The organism is Candidatus Nanosynbacter sp. TM7-057, assembly GCF_022828295.1.
Lineage (GTDB): Bacteria > Patescibacteriota > Saccharimonadia > Saccharimonadales > Saccharimonadaceae > Nanosynbacter.
The window spans coordinates 77,188-100,727 of sequence record NZ_JAJQJT010000001.1; the positions used below are offsets into that span (position 1 = coordinate 77,188).

Annotated in this window: 21 protein-coding genes; 16 read left to right on the forward strand and 5 right to left on the reverse strand. The window is 44.6% G+C overall.

The window, feature by feature from the left end; all coding sequences use genetic code 11:
- Positions 1–11: 11 nt before the first annotated feature.
- From LRM45_RS00425 to LRM45_RS00450, 6 genes are all read left to right on the forward strand, one after another.
- The gene (locus LRM45_RS00425) at positions 12–1,994 is read left to right on the forward strand and encodes an ATP-binding protein (protein ID WP_243826297.1); all 1,983 of its coding nucleotides are present in this window, start codon (positions 12–14) and stop codon (positions 1,992–1,994) included.
- Between the two features lie 52 nt (positions 1,995–2,046).
- Positions 2,047–3,063 carry a response regulator transcription factor gene (locus tag LRM45_RS00430; RefSeq protein WP_243826298.1) on the forward strand — a complete coding sequence of 339 codons (1,017 nt, stop codon included), beginning with the start codon at positions 2,047–2,049 and terminating at the stop codon, positions 3,061–3,063.
- Positions 3,060–3,767 (forward strand): pseudouridine synthase, encoded by a 708-nt coding sequence (locus LRM45_RS00435; protein ID WP_243826299.1) that lies wholly within the window; start codon positions 3,060–3,062, stop codon positions 3,765–3,767. The genes LRM45_RS00430 and LRM45_RS00435 overlap by 4 nt, the downstream gene beginning before the upstream one ends.
- An 83-nt stretch (positions 3,768–3,850) precedes the next feature.
- A complete protein-coding gene (locus tag LRM45_RS00440) occupies positions 3,851–4,357 on the forward strand; it encodes a hypothetical protein (RefSeq protein WP_243826300.1) in 507 nt (168 codons plus the stop codon).
- A 20-nt stretch (positions 4,358–4,377) separates the two neighbouring features.
- Positions 4,378–5,811: a ribosome biogenesis GTPase Der gene (gene der, locus LRM45_RS00445; RefSeq protein WP_243826301.1), complete on the forward strand. Its 1,434-nt coding sequence runs from the start codon at positions 4,378–4,380 to the stop codon at positions 5,809–5,811.
- Between the two features lie 186 nt (positions 5,812–5,997).
- Positions 5,998–6,681: a hypothetical protein gene (locus LRM45_RS00450; RefSeq protein ID WP_243826302.1), complete on the forward strand. Its 684-nt coding sequence runs from the start codon at positions 5,998–6,000 to the stop codon at positions 6,679–6,681.
- A 93-nt stretch (positions 6,682–6,774) separates the two neighbouring features.
- Here LRM45_RS00450 and LRM45_RS00455 read toward each other — a convergent pair whose 3' ends face one another.
- Positions 6,775–7,743 (reverse strand): GTP-binding protein, encoded by a 969-nt coding sequence (locus LRM45_RS00455; RefSeq protein WP_243826303.1) that lies wholly within the window; start codon positions 7,741–7,743, stop codon positions 6,775–6,777.
- 43 nt (positions 7,744–7,786) lie between these two features.
- Between LRM45_RS00455 and pth the strand changes: the two genes are divergently transcribed.
- A complete protein-coding gene (gene pth / locus LRM45_RS00460; RefSeq protein ID WP_243826304.1) occupies positions 7,787–8,347 on the forward strand; it encodes an aminoacyl-tRNA hydrolase in 561 nt (186 codons plus the stop codon).
- A gap of 11 nt (positions 8,348–8,358) precedes the next feature.
- Here pth and LRM45_RS00465 read toward each other — a convergent pair whose 3' ends face one another.
- Complete coding sequence (locus LRM45_RS00465) at positions 8,359–9,480, reverse strand: DUF475 domain-containing protein (protein ID WP_129636801.1); 1,122 nt, start codon at positions 9,478–9,480, stop codon at positions 8,359–8,361.
- Positions 9,481–9,521: 41 nt separating this feature from the next.
- On the opposite strand from LRM45_RS00465, the gene LRM45_RS00470 reads away from it, so the two are divergent.
- The 8 genes from LRM45_RS00470 to LRM45_RS00505 all read left to right on the forward strand — a co-directional run bounded on the left by LRM45_RS00470 (position 9,522) and on the right by LRM45_RS00505 (position 20,061).
- Entirely contained in the window at positions 9,522–10,565 is a 1,044-nt protein-coding gene (locus LRM45_RS00470) for a permease (RefSeq protein WP_243826305.1), read from the forward strand.
- Positions 10,555–11,289 carry a TIGR03943 family putative permease subunit gene (locus tag LRM45_RS00475; RefSeq protein ID WP_243826306.1) on the forward strand — a complete coding sequence of 245 codons (735 nt, stop codon included), beginning with the start codon at positions 10,555–10,557 and terminating at the stop codon, positions 11,287–11,289. Before LRM45_RS00470 ends, LRM45_RS00475 begins: the two co-directional genes overlap by 11 nt.
- A 47-nt stretch (positions 11,290–11,336) precedes the next feature.
- Positions 11,337–11,750 (forward strand): Fur family transcriptional regulator, encoded by a 414-nt coding sequence (locus LRM45_RS00480; protein ID WP_243826307.1) that lies wholly within the window; start codon positions 11,337–11,339, stop codon positions 11,748–11,750.
- Positions 11,751–12,126: 376 nt separating this feature from the next.
- Positions 12,127–12,996, forward strand: coding sequence for a DNA-processing protein DprA (gene dprA, locus LRM45_RS00485; RefSeq protein ID WP_243826308.1), 870 nt, complete (start codon positions 12,127–12,129; stop codon positions 12,994–12,996).
- A 38-nt stretch (positions 12,997–13,034) separates the two neighbouring features.
- Positions 13,035–13,718, forward strand: a complete 684-nt coding sequence (locus LRM45_RS00490; protein WP_243826309.1) for a CDP-alcohol phosphatidyltransferase family protein — start codon at positions 13,035–13,037, stop codon at positions 13,716–13,718.
- A gap of 51 nt (positions 13,719–13,769) precedes the next feature.
- The gene (gene topA, locus LRM45_RS00495; protein ID WP_243826310.1) at positions 13,770–16,115 is read left to right on the forward strand and encodes a type I DNA topoisomerase; all 2,346 of its coding nucleotides are present in this window, start codon (positions 13,770–13,772) and stop codon (positions 16,113–16,115) included.
- Between the two features lie 200 nt (positions 16,116–16,315).
- Complete coding sequence (locus LRM45_RS00500) at positions 16,316–17,368, forward strand: sigma factor-like helix-turn-helix DNA-binding protein (RefSeq protein WP_129632578.1); 1,053 nt, start codon at positions 16,316–16,318, stop codon at positions 17,366–17,368.
- Between the two features lie 44 nt (positions 17,369–17,412).
- Positions 17,413–20,061, forward strand: a complete 2,649-nt coding sequence (locus LRM45_RS00505; RefSeq protein WP_243826311.1) for a type IV secretory system conjugative DNA transfer family protein — start codon at positions 17,413–17,415, stop codon at positions 20,059–20,061.
- 4 nt (positions 20,062–20,065) lie between these two features.
- Here the strand turns inward: LRM45_RS00505 and LRM45_RS00510 are convergent, their stop codons facing one another.
- The 3 genes from LRM45_RS00510 to speD are packed head-to-tail and all read right to left on the reverse strand — an operon-like array spanning position 20,066 to position 22,639.
- Positions 20,066–21,592 carry a polyamine aminopropyltransferase gene (locus LRM45_RS00510; protein WP_243826312.1) on the reverse strand — a complete coding sequence of 509 codons (1,527 nt, stop codon included), beginning with the start codon at positions 21,590–21,592 and terminating at the stop codon, positions 20,066–20,068.
- 11 nt (positions 21,593–21,603) lie between these two features.
- Entirely contained in the window at positions 21,604–22,290 is a 687-nt protein-coding gene (locus LRM45_RS00515) for a hypothetical protein (RefSeq protein WP_243826313.1), read from the reverse strand.
- A 1-nt stretch (position 22,291) separates the two neighbouring features.
- Entirely contained in the window at positions 22,292–22,639 is a 348-nt protein-coding gene (gene speD / locus LRM45_RS00520) for an adenosylmethionine decarboxylase (protein WP_248286665.1), read from the reverse strand.
- A 415-nt stretch (positions 22,640–23,054) separates the two neighbouring features.
- Here speD and LRM45_RS00525 point away from each other — a divergent pair, with 415 nt between their 5' ends.
- Entirely contained in the window at positions 23,055–23,495 is a 441-nt protein-coding gene (locus tag LRM45_RS00525) for a hypothetical protein (protein ID WP_243826315.1), read from the forward strand.
- Positions 23,496–23,540 lie beyond the last annotated feature (45 nt).

Here is a 23,540-nt window from a genome sequence, read left to right on the forward strand (position 1 = left end):
ATAATAAAAGCATGAAAAAGGGCGGGATTTACTTTAAGCCTCACGCAATTTCCAGATTTTGGCTGAGGAGATTGTGTGAAGTGGCATTACTGAGCTGTTTCACAATCATTCTTTTATATGCATGGGCGCGATTTATACCGACCGGCTATCAATTGCCAATCGGATTATCTGTCTCAGATTTGGCGGCTGGCGTGGCAGGAATCGGCAGCTTAATTGTGCTGATTTTATGCTTTTGGCTTCCCAGAAAACACGAAACTGAAATCGGGATTTTCGTATATTTGTTAACCGTCACTGTCGCCACAACCACCATAATTACCAGCGGCGGAGTCGTTTCGCCATTCCTGGTTATGTGGATTATCGTGGCAATTTTTGCAGGATTTTTCGGCGCAATAATCTCAGGAATAATGGGGCTTTTGGTTATTTTACAGATTATAGCCACCAGCGTTCAACAGGGAATAAACATACAATTCATCATCGGCTACCTCTTCTTCGGATTTTTACCTTTGATTTTCAGCCTTGTTCTATGGGTTCGCCGCCAAAAAACTGACGACAACACATCCAGCTTGAAGAATAAACTTTCCGCCGTTGAAAGTAAGTCTGATGTGGTGATCAATGCCATCGACGACGGCGTTCTGGCGATCTCCAAAGACGGTAACATCGAACTGATAAATCCGTCCGCTCAACAGATTATCGGCTGGGACCAAGGCGACGCGCTCGGACTTAACTGGAAAAGCGTCTTAAAACTCGTCACCTCAGACGGAAAAGACGTAGAAGACCTCGAGAATCCAATAGCCCAATCCTTATCAAAAAACCAGCCAACTCATAACGATAAATTATTCCTATTAACCAGCTCTGAAAAGCGAATTTTAGTTTCAATTGTCAGCTCTCCAGTCGGCACTGAGGGCGAAGGAGTTATCGTAGTTTTCCGCGACATCACCAAAGAAAAAGCCGAGGAACGCGAGCAAGCCGAGTTCATCTCCACCGCCAGCCACGAGATGCGTACGCCAGTTGCGTCAATTGAGGGCTATTTGGGTCTGGCGTTAAATCCAGCCACCGCACATATTGACGAAAAGGCACGAGATTTCATCACCAAAGCTCACGAATCGGCGCAACATCTGGGACGATTGTTCCAAGATCTCCTTGATATCAGCAAGGTAGAAGATGGGCGAATGAAAAATAACCCGAAGATCATCAACGTAAACGAATTTTTGAAGGATATTTTTGATGGTTTAGCGACAAAAGCTGATGAAAAGCAGCTCAATTACATCTTTATGCCAGACATAATTGATGAGGGTAAGGAGAAGTCATTGCAGCCGATTTTTTATGCCAATATTGACCCTGACCATTTTCGGGAAGTCGTCAGTAATTTAATTGAAAATGCCATCAAGTACACGCCGTCGGGCGAAGTTGTCGTCAATGTTACCGGCGACGATAAACAGATTTCTGTAAGCGTAAAAGATAGCGGCATTGGCATTCCAGCCGAAGATATTCCGCATTTATTCCAGAAATTTTATCGGGTGGACAATTCTGACACGCGAGAAATTGGCGGAACTGGCTTGGGGCTATATTTGAGTCGCCGCTTGGCCGAGGCGATGTCTGGAAACTTGCGAGTTGAAAGCAAATATAAAGAGGGAAGTACGTTCTATTTGGAAATTCCTCGCATGAATAGTTCGGAAGCCAAGCAGCGATTAGAATCTGCGGAAGCTGAAAAGCCCGAAGATAAAACGCCGGATTCTTTGGCTTCAGAAAAAATTGAAATTGCCACAGAAGAGAAGACGGAAGATGTCGCAATTGAAAATAATAGCGAGATTGTCGATTCAAATCCAGTAGCAATCGCAACTCCAGAAAATCCAGCTCCAGCCATACCAACCACTCCAGTAGTCCAGTCAGAAATTCCACAGCCAGCCAGAAATTCTTCCGAGCCAACGCTGGCTGAAATTGAGGAAGAATTGCGAAAAAAACGCCAGCAGTTATCAATTCCTGGTCGCGAATAATAGCCATAAGAACTATGGATTTTTTGTCAAAACTTCAGTATAGTATAAACATATGACAAAAATTTTATTGGTTGAGGACGACAAAAGTTTACGCGAAATTTACGGCGTACGACTTTTGGCGGAGGGCTACGATATCGTTTCGGCGGGCGACGGAGAAGAAGCTCTAGCCATGGCAATTAAAGAACGTCCGCGATTAATTTTAAGCGACGTGATGATGCCAAAGATTTCCGGATTTGATATGTTGGACATTTTACGCTCGACGACAGAAACAAAAGACGTTAAGGTGATTATCATGACCGCGCTATCATCAGAAGATCAGCGAAAACGCGGCGAGCAACTTGGTGCTGATAAATACTTGGTGAAGTCTCAGGTGGGAATAGAGGACGTCGTGAGAGCAGTCCACGAAGCCCTGGGCGACCTTCCGGGAGTCGGCACAAATCCAGTGCCAGTTTCACAACCAACTCACACATATGAACCAGTCGCTCCAACTCCTCAGCCAACTCCAGCAGCGCCGCAGCCAGTTACTAGGCCTGATATTTCTTCATTGTCACCGCAACCAGCTGCCCCCGTTGCAACGTCAACAACTCCTGCAGTAAATCCGCTTATGCAACAACATCCACAACAAGCATTTGCTCCAGCACCGCAACCACTACCTCAACCAGTGCAGACTCCAGCACCGCAACCAATTCCGACGCCTCAGCAGCAGCCAGCAACGCTACCACAACCTATGGCGCCATTTTCATCACCTGCGCCGCGACCTTCAGGGCTTGGTGACCGCGTAATTCAACCTTTGCCAACTGATGATTCTCAGAATTCTATAGACATTTCCAAGCTTATGGCAGAAGAATTAGACAACACGCAGACTATTTCTCAACCAACTCCAGAGCCTCAACCAGTGCAGACTCCAGCGCCACAACCAATTCCAACGCCTCAGCCAGCACCAAATCCTATCGAACAGCAGGTTAGCTCAACGCCTCTCGCCCAATCACAGCCTCAGGAGCAAAGTATTCCACATCAACCATCAGAACCTCAGTCACCACAATTTCCACCGATAAATCCACAACAATGACAAACCCAGACACAAAGCAAGAATCTTGGCGCCTCAATAAATTTGTAGCGCTGTGCTTGGGTATTTCCAGGCGGAAGGCTGACGAATTGATAGAAAAAGGGAAGATTACTATTGACGGTCAGCCCGCCAGATTGGGTCAACAAATTTCTGACGCAAATAAAATTTCCTATAACGGCAAATTGCTAGAATTGCAATCCAAACAGCTCATCATCCTGCATAAACCAACTGGATATCTTTGTTCGCGCGCCTCTCAGGGTGGCGTTCCGACAATCTACAAATTACTACCAAAAAACCTTCACCACTTAAAACCTGTTGGTCGCCTGGATAAAGACAGCTCCGGGCTGATTCTCATGACGAACGACGGCGATTTTGCGCACAGCATGACACATCCGTCGTTTTATAAGATTAAGCGATATCTCGTTACAATCGACCAGCCCTTGCAGCCTCTACATCGCCAGATGATCAATGATTTTGGCGTGCAGCTTCCTGACGGACGCAGTCAATTGACGCTAGAAAGACAACACGAAGGCGATGATTATCGCTGGATAGTGGAAATGAGCGAGGGAAGAAATCGTCAAATTCGGCGAACTTTCGATGCGTTAGGCTACACTGTCAAAAAACTCCACAGAACAAACTTCGGCAATTATTCGCTCGGCGACCTCAAAAGAGGCGAATGGCGAGAAGAGAAATTCACGAATTCATAATTTACTCCGCGGCTCTTTACATTTTACGGTAAATATTGTAATATAGCTTTTATGCTAAATTTGACAGAAAGTGTAATTACAGAATGGAAACGTTAGGGCGCGAATCTGAGCCTTTGCCCTCAGAAAAACTAAGAGCAATCATACGTAACCTTAAGGAAGAAAGATCGGATACCATAGAAAAACTGTTCTATGAGAAGGATAAGTCCAATATTTTACCAAAATTCCTAGAAAACCAGATCTACGCTTACATCGAACTTATTAAAGAGGTTGAGAAACATACTACGAAATTTGAATATCCCATATCCGTAGCGTTCAAAGATGACGACAATAACGTTTACTACTGCATAAATAATCCCGAAGAAAATTGCTACATAACACTTTACCAAAATCCAATTAACGAAGAATCTCCAAGAGCCTACATTCACGATTACGCCAGAGAATATAATAGCGACAGCAGAGAATGTACACTCGTCGTAGACGAGCCTGAGAAGTTCACAATAGAAAATAACCCGCATTATTTTGCGGATTTCCTAAAAATAATTCGTCCGTGCGAGGCTTACATAAATAGTGTGCTCGCCAAAATGTCTTAAAACTGCTATAATATATAATCATGTCTAAATTACCAACAGTCGCAATCATCGGGCAAGCCAACGTCGGCAAAAGCTCACTATTTAATCGCTTGACGCGCTCTCGCACGGCCATCGTCGCCAGGGAAGCTGGAACAACTCGCGACAATGTTGTTGGTAAAGTCTCATACAAACGACGCAACGTAGATTCTGCGCCGTCAGATGACTATTCGCAATTTTGGCTCATCGACACAGCCGGACTTAAAACTGCCGAGGACGAATTCGAGGCGACCATTCAGGATCAAATCGCTGACGCCTCCGCCGCCGCTGACGTAATCCTCGTAACTGTCGACTCTACCGCATATCCTTCCGACGCCGATCGACAATTGGCCAAAAAAGCCCTAAAAAGCGGCAAGCCAGTCATTTTAATCGCCAATAAAGCAGATTTAAAAGGTTCTCTTTCTATCGACGAATTCAAACGGCTCGGCATTAAAAACATCATAAAAACTTCCGCCGAACACAGCATTGGCATTTCGGAGCTTCTTGATAGCATTGCCGAGCTTATTCCGCCAGCCACCGAAACCGCGCCTGATGATATCATCCGCGTCGCACTAATCGGCCGTCCAAACGTCGGCAAAAGTAATCTATTCAATACTTTAGCAGGCAAGCAGCAGGCCATCGTCGCCAACGTCGCCGGCACAACTCGCGACGTAAACCGCGTTCAAGTTCGTTATCACGGTCAGACGATTGAATTGCTCGACACCGCTGGAATTCGCCGCCAAGGAAAGCAGGAAACGGGAATTGAAAAGTTCTCAGTTCTTCGCACAATGCAAGCCATCAACGAAGCCGACGTTTGTCTGCTTCTTATGGACGTCAATGAGCTTAACGTTCAATTGGATCAGCGCCTAGCCGGAATTATTGACGAAGCGGGCAAGGGACTGGTTCTGGTTGTCAGCAAGTGGGATTCCGTCGAAGGTAAGGACGCTTACACGCACGACGAAATCGCCCCACAAATCAGCTATAACTTCAAGTTCACGCCGTACGCGCCGTTAATATTCACCTCTTCCGTCACTGGGCAGAATGTCGCTAAGTTATTCGACCTAGCGCTTGATATTTATAAACGCCGACGCCAAGAATGTAAAACTCGTGCCTTAAACGACATTTTACAGAAAGCCATCGCCGCACATCCGCCAGCTGGTCTGAAAAATTCACACCCGAAGCTGCGCTACATTGTCCAGACTGACGTTGCTCCGCCGTGGTTTGTTATATATGGCAGCAATCTGAAGTTTGTCCACTGGAGCTACAAACGTTACTTGGAGCGAACTTTACGTGAGGCTTTCAATTTTGCAGGAACGCCAATTAAAATGTCTTTCCGCGACGAAAAGCAATTAAAAGCCAATCGTGAACGTGTTGCGCGCGGTCTGGCGCCAGTTACCAAAGCCTACAAGCAAGCCAAAAACGCCGAAAAACTCGCTTAATCCTATTTTTACGACAATTTCTCTTGACTTAAATATTATCGCGTGATATAAGTAACATTGGCTTTTGTTGACAAGTTGAGCAAATCCTTGTCTGAAAGCGCACTTTGACAAGTAGAACTTTGAAAGAGGTGATGATAGATGTACCCTCCAGATCTTATAATGGTGCATCGCCCCCAAAAAGGGGTTATGGCTTGGCTCTTCAAGAAGGGTATGCCACAAGATCCTAAACCAGTATTTGTCTGGCCCAGACTCGTCACTGAGATTGAGAATGCTGGATACTTCAGCAGACGAAAGTTCAGTATTCTTGCGGTAGGGCTGATTATAGTGACAATTGCCACTATAAAGACACTACTACTCGTCCCTGGACTGAATCAGTCCGTAGTTAGTCTTCTAACTCGCGGGCTTGAGACCTTCCTTCCTACGGGATGGGCAACGGCAACTGCCTGGACTGTTGGTATGGCAGGAGTTTTCCTCATGGGAAACTTCACGAACTACACGCCATCACAGAGGTTCCTTCACAAAACCAAAGCTACCAGATGCGAGGCGTATAATATCATATTACTCTTAGCATTATGGGAAGAGCAAGCTTTCCGCTCCGGAAGCGAGAAGTGGAGCTGGCGCGAACGAGTGCGCGCCAGCGTGTGTTTTGGACTCCTGCACATCGCAAATATCTGGTACAGTTTCGCAGCAGGGATAGCTCTATCCGTGACTGGCTTCGGTTTTTTGCTAGTATACTTATGGTACTATCGTAAATACTGTAGCCAGATTATAGCTACGGCGGCAGCTGCGACTGTGCATGCATTGTATAATGCCATAGCTCTCAGTCTCATTGCTGTTGTATTGGCGATCGATATTGCCAAGCTGCTGTAATCTCCTGCGAACCTCTGTCAAAGTCTCTGCTTGTCATGTTCGCTCCATAGATGTGTATCTATGCTGATGAGCCGGAAACGACGAAAGCGAACTTTATTCAAACATCATCAATTGCGCCGACAAAACTTCACGCGTAATTTCATCCGCACGTTCACCAATTAACACAATTTTTGCTGGCTCTTCCGCCGCAGAATTAGCTATTTGAATCTGATTTTCCGTTGCCTCCAAATGATGCCGCACGCCATTATCATCAATAAAACAACCCTTCATTCGCCTGAGTTTATAAGCATCAAAAAGTTCCGGCCAAATTTTCTCCAGAGTCGCCGCAGCAATTTTCATACCAGAAACATCCAGCACGGCATACGTCGGATTGTCCGGCACGACCAGCTCGCCATCGTACTTATCAAAAAACGCCAACAAACCCGACGGCGTCGTCATTTTATTGATATCAAATTTACCTCGTGGCGCGCTCAGTATTTTTCCGTAAGGCAGGGAGTTCAGCTTAGATTCATATCGTAGTCGCTCATCGTCACTTAGCAAATCTTCTTTGGTCACTAAAATCATATCCGCCGCTTGCAACTCAATTTCATGCGCCGGCTCAATTCCATGTAAAATCTCATGTGCGTCAATAACATAAAAACTCTGCACCAACTCATACTTATTGAATATTTGTGCATTAATCAATTTCTCAACCAAATTCATCGTTCGCGCCACACCAGTCGCCTCAATAAACACTGGGGCGGGGGAATTGCGACAAAAGTCCAGCAACATTCGTGTCAATGCATGCTTCGACGAACAACAAACACAATCGCCAGCCAAAGTCGTCACGATATCCGCCAGCTTTTCCAATCGATAACCGTCAACGTTTTCATTAGCATATTCATTCTCAATCACCCGAGAACCCTTATAGTCACTTTGTTGCAATAAAAACTCAAGAGCACTAGTTTTTCCAGCGCCCAACGAGCCATTCACCAAATACAGCGGAACTTTATCGATAACCGCTCGCCCATCATCAAACGGCGCATTGATACTAAATTCCAAATCATCATCGCGTTTTGCCATATGCTTATTATACGTCATTTTCACAAGGTGATATACTAAGTCTATGAAAGTCATCTTAGCATTGGGGAATCCAGGCGAAAAATACACAAACACGAGGCATAATGCTGGGTTTTTAATTATTGATAAATTTGCCTCAGAGAATAATGCAGTTTTTTGCAATAAGCCAAAATTTTCCGCAGATATCGCCGAAACAAATATTTCTGGAGAAAAAGTTTTACTAATTAAGCCAACTACTTTTTACAACGAGGTTGGAATTTCCGCTCGAGCAATCTTAGATTTTTACAAATTGACATTGGATGATTTACTAATTATTCACGACGACACAGCGCTGGACTTCGGTAAAATTCGAACCCGCAAAGGCGGACGAGACGCTGGCAGTAATGGATTAAAGTCGCTTCACGCTCACGTCGGATCAGATTTTTGGCATATTCGCATTGGCACAGATAATTTGCTTAGACGTCAAGTTGGTGACGTAGATTTTGTCCTAGGCAAGTTCAACTCAGATGAGCAAAAAATTCTCCAAAGCTGGATATTGCCCGAATCAATTAATTTGATTGGGAAATTCATTAACGGAACTATCGAGCCGTTCAGTATAAAATATTAGAATCTAAAACTTTATCTTCGTTTTCGTGGAACGATTTTTGAAGCGCTGTTCTTCAATTGCTCTTCGGCTTGATGTAATTTTGTAGCCGCAGCTTCTTGCAGATTAATCGATCTGGCTTCCAATATGCTGCTGCCGACCGCCAAACTCACGAACAATAAGCCCAAGCCACCCGTCGCCCATTCCGGCAATTCCAAGTGGAATAATTTGGCAATCATCATCACGCCGAGCGCCATAATTGCCCAGTGAGCGCCATTTTCCAAATATTTATATTTACTAAGCGCGCCCGTTCGCAACAAATATACGGTTAGTGATCGAACCCAAATTGCCCCAGCGCCCAGTCCGGCCACGATTAATAGTACACTGTTGGTGATGGCGAACGCACCAATCACACCATCAAAGCTAAAGCTAGCATCCAGAACTTCCAAATATAACAAGCTAGCGAACGCCGCCCAACCAGTTTTAATCTTAACGGATTTCGCGTCATCTTCATGGAAAAATGACCCAAATAGTTCCAACCCAATATGCAACACAATTCCAAGAACCGCTGAAATCAGCACCAAAGATTTATGTGGCGCCTCGACCGTAAAATACAAAACAGCCGCCACGCTAAGCATTATGCACACCTTAAAATTCTCAAATCGCCCAGCCTTCGCCAAGATCGGTTCAACATGTCGCATCCAGTGGACACGCTTGTTGTAATCGATGAAATAGCTAAGCCCAATCATAATCAAAAACGCACCACCGAACGCATCAATCATCGGCGACGCCTCGTGCAGGATCTTGCCGTACTCAACAGGTTTATGTAGCGCCAGATTGACAACATCCATAAATCCATGACCACTCGCAATCATCACAATGGCAATTGGCAATATGAATCGAACGACAAACACCGCCACAAATATACCAGCCGTCAGGAAGACTTTCTGCCAGACTTGACTCATTCCCGCCAAAACCTTGCTATTTATCACCGCGTTGTCGAAGCTAAACGTAACTTCCAAAACCACCAAAATAGTAAATAGCCAAAGACCGCTAACGCCCATATGGCTAAAAATCAAGCTACCCAAACCTAAGGTCAATAGAACCGAAAACCAGAAAATCCGAAACGGATGATGTGAATGTAAAAGATGCTTCATATTGATTTAGTATAGCATAAGCATGGAGTATAATTTTATATATGGCACAAAAATCGCCAGATAGTCGCATAAAAAAGTTTTTATTAGCCAACAGCGAATTGATCGGTTGGGTGGTTTTTGGTGTCCTTATAATTGCTATTTATCAATTCAGTTCGCGATTCGGCGTTATGTTATTAAACGGAGAATTTGCAGAATGGTGCAATAAATTACTTCCGTCATTACAAGATTTCATCACGCTGACGCTAAGCGTAATTGTCGAGGCGGTCCCATTCTTAATTTTAGGAATTATCATATCCGCGCTTATCAGATACTTTTTATCATCAAAAGATGTCTTCAAAATGTTACCAAAAAACGCCTTTCTTCGACGAATTACACTCTCTATGATCGGGCTAATTTTACCTGTATGCGAATGCGGTAACGTGCCAATTGCACGCAGCTTGATAGCAAATGGACTGAAACCCGCCGACGTTATTAGCTTTCTTTTCGCCGCGCCAATCTTAAACCCGATAACCATAATTTCAACCATGACCGCCTTCAGCTTTGACACCCGAATGGTTTGGTGGCGAATTATTTTTGCGCTAATTATCGTACAAATAACCGCTTTTATCATCAGCTTTTTTAAGGAAGATTCCATTATCAATCCAGAATTTGAAAAGCTCTGCCACAAACACGACCATGACTCAAAATTGCCAAACCTATTCAGATCATCACGTAATGAATTCTGGCAATTATTTACTATGTTGGTCTTAGGTGCTAGCATCGCAGCCGCCACACAAATCTTCGTTCCGCGATTCATCATAAACGCCGTCGGCGGCGACATTTTCCTATCAGTCATATCCATGATCACACTAAGCTTCATCATCTCGATATGCTCCAGCATCGATGCATTCTTCGCACTGGCTTACGTGCGAAATTTCACAACAGGCTCAATTTTATCTTTCTTGCTATTCGGACCGATGATAGACATTAAAATGATTACGCTATTAAAAACAACTTTTCGCTGGAAATTTATTGCAACAATTACCTTAACTGTGTTCATCTTATCTCTAATTGTCGGGCTGGGGGTTAACTTATATGTACGCTAACCTTGCAAAATCAATTGGCGGAATTGTCGTTTGCGCATATATTCTACTATTAGCTTGGCGCGATCAACTCGGCTTTTACGTTCATCCGCGCTATCACGCATTCGCGGTCGTAATTAGCGTAATCGGCGTTATACTTTTGCTTATTGATATAATGTTGCAATTAAAAAATAAGTCCACTAAAGACAAATCTAGAATTAGCTTGAAAAAAATTGCCCCAATATCTTATTTTGCAATAATTATATTATCAGTCGGATATATATTTCCGCCAAAACCGCTATCTCCAAGCAGTCTCGCGCAAAAAGAAAGCCCTGCGATTATTGAGCCCGAAAGTCGTTGCGAAACACCTCAACCAAAAGAAGGCTCTTCTACAATCTCAATAAATCGCTGGAAAACCGCTATAAATTCTTGCAAAGAGGCCGCTTATTTTAACGGCAAAGATATTACCATTACTGGCTTCGTTTCAAATGATCTGTTAAAAAACTACGGCTATAATTACTTCAATATTGCCAGATACGTTATAAGTTGCTGCACTGTTGACAGCGTGCCTATGAAAATCCTGGTCGAGAAAAACTTTTCGACAGACTACCCAGATGGAATATGGCTAATCGTCAAGGGTAAATTGTCGCAAAAAATCGTTAATAGTCAAGCTGAATACGTCATAACCGACGCGCATATCACAAAAATCAGCCAACCCAAATATCCTTATGAATTGCTCGGAATATAAGTCTATTGCACACTTGTTGCAATAAGTTATAAACTATTAATAGCACTATGCTAAATGAAATATTTGAACGCCACAATCTTCGCCTGACAAAACCTCGCCAGCAAGTATTTGACATCCTGCGAAATTCAGATGTGCCTCTTACGGTTGGTGATATTGCAAAAAACTGCAAAAACATTAACCGCGCCAGCATTTACCGCACGCTACTGATGTTCGATAATCTGAACATTATAAACACCATAACTATTGGCTGGAAGAATTATTACGAGTTAGCAGAACCTTTTATACCACATCATCACCACCTATACTGCATCAATTGTCAAAATGCCGAACCTGTACAATCACAAGAGCTCGAAAAACTCATAGATCTCATTGGTAAAAAACATAATTTCATAGTCACAAAACACCACTTTGAGCTGGAAGGTATTTGCGAAAAGTGCCGACACATTATAGAAAATAAATAATTTTTCCCAACAAAAAAGCGCCAGGTAAGGGTGGGCATCACCTGACGCTTTTTTACCCTTCAACCCACCCGAGCTACCGTATCAGTGAAGCGTCGCGACTAAAACTCCAAAAGTCCGCGCCTGATGACTATCAATACAATTTCGTACTCACATTAACAGAGGTCGCCTTTGAAAAAGGGCAGTTAAAGGGGTTAGTATGCGCGTAACGTTGAACTGCAAAAAGTGGAGGGTAAGAATACTTAATGCCATTGCGCGCAACCTAACATATAGTTAGAATAGGGGGTATAAGGTGCGTTTGGTTAATGATTACTTAACCAATCGTCCTTGATTATAGCAAACATTTGACAAAGTGTCAATACTTTTTACCACATTTTTTATGGAAATCAATAGAATTACACCAGATGAGCATATTTTCTCCCAGAGATTAGCGCATATTGCCAATCCACCAAAAAGCTTATGTTATATGGGAAAATTGCCAGAAACAAATGCGCCAGTCGTATCAATCGTCGGGTCCCGTAAGCCGTCTGCCTACGGAAAAGAAGTGACCGAGCGATTAGCAACAGATCTGGCAAAAGCCGGATGTGTAATCGTGAGTGGGCTGGCGCTAGGCGTGGACTGCATTGCTCAAAAAGCTGCGATTGAAGCTGGCGGAACGGTCGTGGCGGTCGTCCCAAACGAGCTTCCTGATATTTCACCGCGGACTAATTATCAACTAGCCATGAGCATCATAGAGCAGGGCGGCGCGGTCGTTTCAGAATGGATGAAGGGAGATAATAAAATAGTCAATCGTTGGAGTTTTCTGGAGCGCAATCGTTTGGTTAGTGGGCTAGCTGATGGGATTATTATCACCGAAGCCGCCGAGCGAAGCGGCACACTAAACACAGCCTCGCACGCACTAAATCAGGGAAGAGATTTGTTTGTAGTTCCCGGAAACATAACCAGCCCACTGTCGGCGGGTTGTAATACTTTATTAAAACAAGGGGCGTATTTGGTAACAGACGTCGACGATGTTTTATCAATCATCGCGCCAGAAAAATTGCAAAAAGACAACGGTCAAGAATTGGCAGCCAGCACAACAATTGAAGAAGCTATTGTCATAAAACTCATCTCAGAAGGGGTGCGTGACGGCGACGAAATTCAACAAAAATCAGGATTATCCGCGTCAGACTTCGCCACGGCGCTCACAATGTTGGAAATCAACGGAGTGATTAAGCCTCTCGGGGCGAACAACTGGACATTACGATAATATTGCTATTTTGACAAATTGATGTTATTATGCGGACTATGAAAAAATCTCCTGTCGCCCATAAAATCGCTAAGGACATCTTTACTATCCCTAATTTGATAAGCGTGACTGGCGCCGCTTTAGCGATGCACGGATCTGAGAAAATCGATACAGCTGAAGGGTTGGCGGAATGCGCAGTCGGGCGATTAGCTGACGTCTTGGACGGCAAAGTAGCACGTATGACAGGACAGACTAGCAATTTTGGAGCAGCCTTAGATGCCACAACAGATAAAATAGTTATGGCAAAAATTCTCTATGAAATGAACAAAAAAGGGTTGGCTCCAAAGTATGTTCTTGGCACTGTTGCGCTACTAAACTCGATAAACGCTGGGGCTACTGGAATTGCCAATCTACGTAACAAGGAGAAAGCTGAAACTCGACCGACCAAATCAGGGAAGGTGGGGCTAGCTATAGAAACAGCAGCCTTAGTCGCTTATGCCGCTGCCGAATTAGCCGACAAACGAACCGACAATCCAAAGCCTGCCAAGTTTCTACGCAAACTGGGAGCTGGAGCATTCGCCGCCTCGCTTCCGTTCGCCATACACGCAACACACACCTATATAAAGCGAGCAATTAACGGCAACACAGGAAAAGAAGATCCAGAAGAGCCACGCCAAATAGCAGATGTTAATCGCAGCCTCGGGTCAATGGCAATGCTCCGTCACCTCAGTGGTCGCTCGTAATAATTCACTTTGCGGTTGTAGCCAGATAGTGATTTGTTATAATATAAAGTTATGAAAAATCTCGTTATCGTCGAGTCACCAGCCAAAGCTAAAACCATCGAGAAATATCTCGGCAAGGATTTTCACGTCCTGTCCAGCGTGGGGCATATTCGCTCGATTGTTAAAAAAACCAAAGACGGAACGCCGCCGATTGACGTGGCTAACGATTTTTTCGCGATTTACGAAGTTGATCCTGAAAAAAAGAAAGTTATCACCGAGCTTAAAAGAAATGTAAAGGCAGTCGGCAAGGAAAATGTTTGGCTCGCAACCGATGAAGACCGCGAAGGAGAGGCTATTGCTTGGCATTTATGTAAGGTGTTGGATCTTCCAATTGAAACGACTAAGCGAATTGTCTTCCACGAGATCACCAAAGATGCCATAACCAATGCAATTAAGAATCCGCGAACCGTGGATATGAATTTGGTTCAGGCGCAACAAGCCAGGCAGATCTTAGACAGATTAGTCGGTTTCGAGCTTAGTCCAGTCGTCTGGCAAAAAGTTCCTGGCGGAAAGTCAGCTGGTCGCGTTCAGAGCCCAGCGGTGCGATTACTAGTCGAGCGCGAACGAGAAATTATGAAGTTTGAGGGCAATTCTCAGTTCAAAGTTACTGCCATTTTTATTCACGACAATCAAGAATTCAAGGCTGAGCTTAATCAAAAATTCGACACAGAAGAAGCGGCGAACGAGTTCTTAAATAGTCTGAAACCCGCCGAATTTATTGTTAGCGATATCTCAAAAACTCCTGGGATCAGGAATCCAGCGGCACCATTTACCACGTCAACCTTGCAGCAGGAAGCCAACTCTAAACTTGGCTTCAGTTCCAAAGCAACTATGGCCTCGGCGCAAAAATTATACCAAGATGGAAAAATCACCTATATGCGTACCGACTCCGTAAATTTGAGCGGTCAAGCCATCGCGGCGGCTACCGACTTCATTAAGCGTCTTTACGGTCCAGATTACTCAACGGTTCGCAAGTTTAAGACCAAATCCGCGTCCGCCCAAGAAGCCCACGAAGCCATTCGCCCGACGGACATCACTCTGGAAACCGCGTCTAATAATAGCTATGACCAGAAATTATATGACCTGATTCGACGCCGAACTTTAGCGTCGCAAATGTCGCCAGCGAAGCTAGAAAAAACGACTATTACAATTGACATCAAAGGCGACAATTTACCAAAAAGCAAAAAGCCCACTCAGTTTGAAGCAAAAGGCGAAGTTATTACGTTTGATGGATTTTTGCGCGTTTACGGCGGCAATAAAGATGAGCTTCTACCGAAGTTACAGTCTGGCGATGAAGTCAATTCTCACAATATTACGGCTCGTCAAACATTTACACGACCGCCAGCTCGCTACACCGAAGGTTCGCTAGTCAAGAAGCTGGAGGAGCTTGGAATCGGACGTCCGTCAACTTACGCTACGATTATTGACACTATTCAGACTCGCGGCTACGTTGAAAAGGGTGACAGCGAAGGTCAACCGCGTGATGTAATTGTCCTGAACTATAACGGCGAGGAAGTTAGCCGAAGTATTGTCCAGGAAAAAACTGGCTCGACACGCGGCAAGCTTATTCCAACGCCAAGCGGCGAACTGATTGCCGATTTCCTGACGGACCATTTTACGCAAATTGTCGATTACGATTTTACCGCCAACGTTGAAACGGAATTTGACAAAATTGCCGGTGCTAATTTGGAAAAAAGCGCAATGCTGCACGGATTTTACACACCTTTCCATAAATTAATTGAGCAATCTGGCGGGATCGACCGAAGCAAAGTCGGTGCTAATCGCGAAGTGGGAATTGACCCGAAGACGAATAAACCGATTATCGCGCGATTTGGGCGATTTGGTCCAATGTTGCAGCTGGGCACAACTGAAGATGAAGATAAGCCGCGTTTTGCACCGCTGCCAAAGGGCGCGAAGATTGAAACGGTTACTCTGGAGCAAGCACTGGAAATGTTCAAGTTGCCACGCATCGTCGGACAAACAGAGGACGGGCAAGATATTAAGGCGAATATTGGGCGATTCGGTCCGTATATTCAAGTCGGCAAATTGTTCGTTTCCATTAAGCCAGAAGATCCTCACAGCATTACTTTAGAAAAGGCACGTGAACTTTACGCCGCCAAATTAGAAGCCGAAGCCGCTAAGAATATCGCCGAGTTTCCAGATGGAGTTAAGGTTCTCAATGGTCGATTCGGTCCATACATTACCAACGGCGCCAAAAACGTCAAAATCCCTAAAGCCACAGATCCGAAAACTATTACTCACGAAAAAGCTCTGGAGCTATTAAACGCCATAACAGCGAAGCCAACTCGCAAACGCGTAGTTAAAAAAGCCACCAAAACATCCGCTAAAAAGAAATAGCGTTTTCATACTATCCAATAATTCCGGATAATAAAAACTCTTCATATAATCTATTGCAAAAAACGTAAAATAAATGCTATAATTTATATCAGCAATTATGGCATTTATCTATTGACTTTTGTCAAATGCAATTGTATAATTAAAAACATATTTTCAATCAATATAACCTGTGGTGAGGCAGAGAGGATGTTTCTAGTAGCATGAGCGAGACAGCAAAAACCGAGCAAAGCGCCAAATTAAATTCTGTCGTCGATACTATTATTTCTAAGATTCCGCAAGAGCGCGAGAAGGAAATTATTTCTCGACGATTTGGTTTGTACGACCGAAAAGAAACGTTAGAGTTAATTGGCGATATGTTCGGCATTACTCGCGAGCGCGTTCGTCAGCTAGAAAAAGCAATCTTAACGCGTCTACGTGCAGCTGTCGCCGAGGGAGAACTTCCTTCGGTTATTGCTATGGAAAAAGAAATCACTTCGAGTTTGTCTGAGATGGGACGAGTTGCGCGCATGCAAGATTTGGCGTCGCATTTCCTCGGTAAAGAAGCTACTGCAATTGACCGCGCTCGTGTGGCGTTTATTTCTGAGCTAGCAGAAAATATCACGATTGTTACAGAGAATGACGATTATTACCAAGCAGCAGCAATTGACACTCTCGGCAATGAAAAGCAAATTAGAGCACGAGTCGAAGAAGTTGTAAAGACCATCAAAAAACACGGCGAACCCGTTACCGCGGAAGAATTGCACAAAAAATTGGACTATGAACATCCTTCAAACATTGCAGCCTTGGCTACCGTTAGTAAAAAATTGGCCAGCTTAAACGATCAGTGGGGACTAGCCAAATGGCCAGCCGTTAACCCAAAGAACATCCGCGATAAAATCTACGTCGTTCTGGACACCAATGGCTCACCGATGCATTTTTCCGACATCGCCAAGGGAATTCGGGACAGCGAATTTAACCGCCGAAGCGTTACAACACAGGCAATTCACAATGAACTTATTAAAGACAAGCGCTTTGTTCTAATCGGCCGCGGTATTTACGCGCTTGCCAGCTGGGGCTACAGCCGCGGAACTGTAGCAGATATCATTACTGATATTTTGAAGAATTCCGAAACTCCGCTTCACCGTGATGAAATCGTTCGTCAAGTCCTCGACAAACGACAAGTCAAGGAAACTACTATTCTATTAAACCTTCAATCAAAGCCGCAATTCAAACGCGTCGCTAAAGCCACATACGTTTTTGAAGAAGCCGCTTAAGCTAAGTTGCAAACTTCTTTCAGAGGTGAGATAATTTACACATAATGCAGATTATTTCTTGGATCATCAGCACATTATTACAATGGTATATTTGGATGCCAATCGTGGCAGTCCTGATGTTTTTGACGTGGCGGAATTATCGGAAAATAGAAGATTTCACCCCAGTTGAGAGTGTGCTTTTGGTTCTGGAAATCCCACGCACAAATGACAAGCAAGAGCTTGCCGCCGAACAGTTATTCGCTTCACTGCACGGAATTCTTCGCGACAATAAAGAATTGCGATTATCTGGCGGACACCAAGAGCACATCAGCTTTGAAATCGCCTCAGTTAATGGACAAATTCGCTTTTACGTTTGGGTACCAAAAACCCTGCAGAGCTTTGTCGAGGGACAGATTTATTCTCAATACCCAACCGTTCAAATTCACCAAGCCGACGAAGATTATACTGAGCACGAGCGCGATCACGAAGTTGCTTACTCGACAGAATTGACATTAACCACCGACGAATTTCTCCCAATTCGCACCTTCCAAAACTTCGAAGTCGACCCGCTGGCGGGCATTACAGGCACGCTAGCAAAATTAGAAACCACCGGTGAAGAATTGTGGATTCAGGTGCTAGTCAGACCAATCCCAGATGACTGGCAAAACGCCGCAGATCGATATATCAATAGTATAAAAAACGGGCGAATGTTCTCCTTGCCAGGATTTGGCGGTAGCATGCAGTGGCTAATCGGTGTACTTGGCGCATTATGGCAACCACCAGAGCAGGGAGCAAATCAATCAACAGCCGTTGAGCTATCAGACCGCGATAAAACTCGCATTTCTGAAGCAGAGAAAAAGGCCACAAAGCTCGGGTATGAAGTAAAGATTCGCTTAGTTTATATGGGCGAAAGTCAGACAAACGCTAAGCTTCGTATGCAGGCGCTCGTCGGCACATTTAAGCAGTTCAACTCAACAAATCTCAACGGATTCCACGCAGTCAAGGGTGCGTTTGGTAAAGAATTTATTGATAAATATCGCAAGCGTTCGTTCATCGGCGACGGATTCATCTTAAATATAGAAGAATTGGCGTCAGTTTTTCATTTGCCACACACCAACGTTGAAACACCAAATATAGTTTGGGCAAGTTCCAAGACTGCAGAACCGCCGTCCAAATTGCCAGTCTTAACCGGCGAAGATATCAACGATGACCAAATTTCTGCCTTTGGCGTCACCAACTTCCGCGGCATCAGCCACCAATTCGGCATGTTGCGCTACGACCGATCACGCCACGTTTACATAATCGGGCAAACGGGCGCCGGAAAAAGTGGACTATTAGAGCTCTTCGCCTTAAGCGACATTTTCCATAATCAAGGATATGCCATCATCGACCCGCACGGCGACTTCGCAATAAACAACATGAAATTTATTCCCGGCAGCCGATTGAACGACGTGATCTATTTCAACCCAGCCGACACCGCGTACCCTCTGGGATTCAACCCACTGGAGGTCACAAACCCGAACCAAAAAACCAACATCTCATCAGAAATCATCGGCGTTTTGAAGCGTATTTTCGGCGATTCGTGGGGGCCACGGCTTGAGTATATTTTGCGGTATACAATTCTGGCTTTGCTGGACCGACCAGAAGCGACGATGCTTGACATTACTCGCATGCTAACAGATAAGGAATTCCGAAAAGAAACGCTGACTTATTGCCAAGACACCGTGGTTTTGCAATTCTGGAATGTTGAATTTGCCAGCTGGAATGACAAGTTTGTCGCCGAGGCGATTGCGCCAGTCTTAAATAAAGTCGGGGCTTTCACCGCCAATCCAATCATTCGCAATATCATCGGCCAACCGAAATCCACGTTCAATATTCGACAAATTATGGACGAAGGAAAGATTCTAATTGTCAATCTGTCCAAAGGTCTTATCGGTGAAGATAATGCCGCCATCCTCGGTTCGTTTTTGGTCACAAAAATTCAGCTTGCTGCCATGTCTCGAAGCGACATTCCTGACGTCCGCGACCGCCGCCCATTCTATCTTTACGTCGACGAGTTCCAGAACTTCGCCACCGATTCGTTTGCAACTATTCTATCCGAGGCTCGAAAATATGGCCTTAACTTGACCGTTGCCAACCAGTACATTTCCCAGATGAGCGACACGGTTCGCGATGCGGTTTTCGGAAACGTCGGCACCATGATTTCTTTCCGAGTTTCTGCTGACGATGCACCGATTCTTGCCAAGCAATTCGAGCCGAACTTCGAGGCAATCGACCTTCTACAGATGCACAATCGTAATTTCGTTGTCAATATGGTTATCGGCGGCGAGAAAACTCCCGCGTTTTCTGCCCGCACATTGGAACTTCCGCCAAGCCAAGCCGACAACACGCCGCACATTATTGAACATTCGCGTCGCATGTATTCGCGAAACAGGGAAGATGTCGAGAAGGAAATTGACGCCGCAATAAAACCTGTTCGCAACCAAAAAAAGCAACCAGCCAAACCTCAACCGCAACCTGCAAACAACGCTCCAGCGGTCAATAGCCAACCGGAAAAGCAGCAACCCGCAGCAAACGATGGCGAAGTTGTTTTGCAAATTCGCGGCAATGATAATGCACCTACAGAAACCGCAATCAACACAGTTACACCGCTAGATTCAGCAACACCAAAAAGACGACGTCGCCGACGAAAAAAGAGCACTACCGCCGCCTAAAAAACTATTCGTATCGCCACTGACGCATATCAGAGTTGTAAACGTCGGTGATTCGCGGAGAAACCAACGTAGAAGTCGGTCCAGATGGCACTGATATGGCGTTTTGCTTAGTCAGGAAGGTGAGCAATTTCTGGTTTTGATATCGTAGGTTTTTCGGCAATGGCTGGCTAGCTACAACCTCAGCTTGCGGCGTAGACATCACAAAACCCCACTCGCCAAATGACGGCACATTGACCGAAAACGCCGTCACATATCGCTCTGGATGAGATGATTTGACGGTATTTGCCACCATATAAAAAGCATGCGGAGAGAAAAATGATGACGTCGCCTGCGTCACCATAACCCCACGCTCCGTTAAAATATTGCCAATTTGACGATATAATTGCTCAGAATACAACTTGGCTAATTTTTCATTCGACGGATCCACCAGATCAATCAACACAACATCATATTTATCTGAGGTAGAAAAAGCAAATTGGAAAGCATCTTGATTGATAATGGAAACGCGCGGATCATGCAGAGAACGCTGATTTATATCGGTGAGAAGATGATTAGTTTTTGCCAGATTAGTCATCACCTCATCGATATCGACCAACGTAATATGCTCAACGCTGGGATATTTCAAAACGTCCCGAGCCAGCAAACCATCGCCGCCGCCCATAATCAGCACGCGCTTCGGACTGGCGACTGAAGACAGAGCGGAAGTAGACAATGTTTCGTGATAACGCGCTTCGTCAAGGCTGGAAAACTGTAAATTGCGATTCAAAAACAACCTAGTGTCATTTTTATATCTCGTCAGAACAATCTTCTGATATGGCGTCTGCTGTTGCCACATCACAGGATCTTTATACGTTCGCTTGTCGATTCCGTGCTCAATTTCCGTCGCATAAATAAAGAACCCCAAAAGCAACATTGTTGCAATAACGCTAATTGTCATCACGATTTTCGACGCTTTCATTTGCTTAAGAATCAGAACCGCAACGCCAATATTCAGTGCCGCCACCAGATACGCGCTGCGCATTAAGCCAAGATACGGAAGCATAACAAGCGGGAATAATAGCGACGCAATTAACGCCCCAAAATAATCGAGCGCTAAAATCTTACTAAATAATTTCACCGAAGACTTGCGCCCGAATTCCTGAAACATCTTCATTAAAAGCGGAATTTCCAGCCCGATACAAATACCAATTGCCAAACTTATGACGGCAAAAATTATCCAATGCGAACGCGTAAAAACGAATCCCAAATACATCAACATCACCGAATTTCCGCCAATTAGCCCCAGAATAATTTCGTTTGTTGCGAAGCTGGTCGCTGGATGAAGCTTGATATAATTGACCAGCAGCGAGCCAATTCCCATGCCAAACAGCGTCACGCCAGTTGCCAGACTAAAGCTCAAAATCGAATCGCCCACCAGATATGACGCAGCTGCGCCTAAAATCAGCTCGTAAATAATTCCGCCAATTGCCACTAAAATTGCCGCTGCAAATAGAGCAACTTGCTCCCGTTTTTTCGTACTTGATCGTGACATTATAACTCCTTTTATTTACCAAGCCCGCCGCTACTGCCGCCGTAAACACTGCGCGATCCGCCGTGACCTCCGCCATTACTATTGTCGGAATTGTTGTCAAAGATGAACGCAAACAAAATAATAGCGATAAATATGACAATAAATATAATCGTCGTCCAGTCAATCGGTTTAATGGTTCTGCCGAACATTTCCTTTTGCTCTTTGTCACTCAACCTAACCTTACGGTAGGCATCATATTCGCGATTGTTATACTTCTCAATCGTTATCAGCTGACGGTTTTTCGGCGCGCTAGTATCTCTCAAAGTAGCATACGCCATCAGTTCTTTCGGGAAAACTTGGTACGTGTTTTTGCCCTTGATATTCATAATTTCACCAATTCCAACCTCGTCAACCACCACAACGTGATCCTTGCCGTCCTGCTCAGAAACGGTGAATGATTGACCTTTTTTTAATTGCGTTGGATCAATTGCCTGAGTAAAACGAATCGGCTCATACAGAGAAACGGTTTGATCGCTGTGATCATATTCCACCCAGCTATCATAATCAGCCAGCCCGGTAATCTCCCACTCTTCCCAGTAGTAAAATCGCTTATCTTTCTTATCCCACTCACGAAAAAGCAAACAGCCAACAACTCGCAAATTAGTTTTCTTTCCAGTCAATATTTGGTTGATTTTAAGTCGCGCCTTGGTTCGTTTCATATTACAATGCCATTTCTTTCATAATTATGTTTTTTGCACCCAGCAGCCGTGCAATCAGCTCTTTTATTTGTCGCAATTTATCATCATCCAGCATTTTACAAGTTGTCATCGCTATATACGCCACGCCGCTTTCCGGCCACGTATGAATCGCGATATGCGACTCCGACAAAAGCAGGGCAGCGCTAATTCCTTGCGGAGAAAATTGATGCATCACTGACTCCAGACGATGTAAGCCAGCCAATTCCGTAACATTTCTTAACAATTTCTGTAGCTCGTCCGCATCATTAAGCAAAGCAGAGTCAACTTCACTCACTTTTATGGTTATAGATTGGACCGCAGACGCATGCATATTATAGTAATTATATCACCCCTGGAGCGTCAGGAGTAAAGGTGAAACGCGGCTCTTAGAGGATATCGGTATTTAGATTGTTGGGGCATTATAACCAAATAATACAGAAAAAATCCCCGAATCCCATTACCGGGATTTAAGTGGGGATTCTTCTGGAAACATCCCCTCAGAGGATGAACCTCTTAAAGGGAGGGGATATTAATAACTCCACTATAGCAAACAATCCTCAAGATACCAACGATCAATAGCCTGTAAATTTCTTAGAAGACAGACAATAGGGCGAAATACTCTTTATGAAGGTAGTGCGAAGCCAAGAAAAAAAGCCACCCAGGTGACCTTAATAGTGCGCCCCGTGGACAAGCCGAACGGGGACTGGGCGACTTTTCTAATGGAAGTATAGCATAAGAAACCCAGAATGTCAATGATGAGAAGGAGAAATAAAAAATCTCTCCCAACAACGAGAAGAGATTTCGAGAGCTTCGGATGGGGCGCAAATGTTGTTCCATCATCCACCAACAGCGATAGCTATGTCGGCGGCGCGCCAGTTTCCGCCGGTCGGAGCTCTGATGGTGCCAGTGTAACACAAGAAGCCCAGAATATCAATGATGAGAATGATCACGCCACAACAAGAAAATCCCCCATGGAGCCAGCAGGGACGAGCCCATCAACTGAGTTACACCATCTAGGGGATTCTGCTCGTAATATAGCACAAGAATCTCAGAATGTCGACGGCGGCGGTAACCGTGCCAGTGCCGCTCAGTTGACAGAATACGACCAAAATAATACTTGCGCAATAACATTGATTGGAGTACACTGTAGTTACAGTCCCTTAAGTAAGGATTGTATTAATATCTAAATTGTTCTAGGTTTCTGTAATAATCTGGCGGTAAAAATCCGCTGT